The 1,531-nt window shown below is 63.4% G+C and carries 1 protein-coding gene; it reads right to left on the reverse strand.

Annotated elements, in window-relative coordinates; translation table 11 throughout:
* Positions 1-1,531, reverse strand: a 1,531-nt coding sequence (vgrG, locus tag J1G35_RS30555; protein WP_223016865.1) for a type VI secretion system tip protein VgrG, incomplete at both ends; no start/stop codon positions are given.

A 1,531-nucleotide genomic window follows, 5' to 3' on the forward strand; every position in this document is an offset into this window, starting at 1 on the left:
CCATCCACCAGATGCCCAAGACTCAGCTGGCTCTTGCCACTGTGCTCGGTACTCAGCTTGACGTGCTCCTGCCCCCGCGTGTCGTCCATGCGCAGTTTGTTGTTTGCCGGGGTGCGCAGGACGTTGCGTTTGTAGTTGCGCAAGGTCACGTGGTCGACGTGCTGGCTGTCGTGCAGGGCGTGGGCGATGTAGGGGCGGTCGGGATCGCCTTGTTCGAAGGCCACCGCCACTTCGGTGCCGGCAATCAGCGGCAGGTGCAGGCCGTGGGTGTCGCCGGCGTAGGGCCGGGCCAGGCGTAGCCAGAGGCTTTCTTGACCCAGCGTCCACGTGTCGCGATCGAACAGGAACTGCACCCGGTAGCGCCCTTCCAGGTCGATATGGGCGTAGGGGTCGTTGGCCTGGTTGCTGGTGATGCGGGCGGGGATACTGCCGGCGATCAGGGGTTTGTCCTTGAGTGCCGGGCGAAAGCACACGCTTTCTGAATAGGGGATGGCCTCGAAGGTGGCGATGAAGCTGCTGTCACGGGTGGCGGTGGTTGTCAGGCCGGTGATCACCGCTCCAGGTGTAAAAGCCTGGGGCGCGCCGCCGGTGACTTTGAGTACCTGGCCCGGCGCCAGGGTGGCGCTGCTGGTGATGCCGTTGAGTTGGGTCTGATCGTTGAGGTAGCGCTCGTGGCGCAAACGCGCGTAGAAGTAGCCGCTTTCGCTGAGCAGGTCTTCGTCCTGATCGAGCCGGTCGCCGAGGGCTGTGTAGGGTTCGGCGTAGTGGTAGGCCTCGCCGTAGGTGGTTTTGGCGCCGCGGGTCTGGTCAATGTCGCCGGTCAGGTGCGCGCGGGCGTCGCGGTGGTGGTAGGCGCGAAAATGCACCTGTTGCTCGACCACCTGATGGTGGGATTGCAGGTTCCACACACAGTCCTGGTCGCTGCTGCTGAGGCCGGATGGTGGGCGGTACGGCAGTTCGACGTTGAACTGGTAGAGGCGTTGATCGTCGCAAAATTCGACCACATCAATGCGCAGGCGCTCGTCGCTGGTGAAGCGGTACCAGATGCCCACCTCGGCCAGCAGGCGGGTAATGAAGGCCAGGTCGCTTTCGCCGTATTGCATGACCTGTTCGCGCCGGGGGTAGTCGCGTTTGAGGCTGAAGAGAAAGTCCTGGCCTTCAAAGTCGTGGCGGCTGCGCAGGATGCTTTCGACGATTTGCGGCACCGATTGGTGCTGGTAGATGCGGAACTGGCGACCGCGCGCGAGCAGGGCCAGGCGTGGTTGCAAGGTGATTGCATAACTGGCCTGGTCGTTGGAGCCGGACTGGCGCTTGAAGCGGGTGATCACCCCATGCAGGGTGCGCAGGGGTTTGATGGGGGGTGGCGTCAAACCTAACAGAGGCAGCTTTTTCGGCGGGGTGTGCAGGCTGAAACGGGCGTCTTTGCCGAGCAGGGTTTCGGCGGCGAGGTCGCGTTCGGTGCTGGTGAATTCGATGTGATAGGCGAAGGGTTCGCTTAGGCGTTCCTGGCCTTCGAAGGCGAGGACGTCCA

Origin of the sequence: Pseudomonas sp. SH10-3B (assembly GCF_019891415.1) — a bacterium.
Lineage (GTDB): Bacteria > Pseudomonadota > Gammaproteobacteria > Pseudomonadales > Pseudomonadaceae > Aquipseudomonas.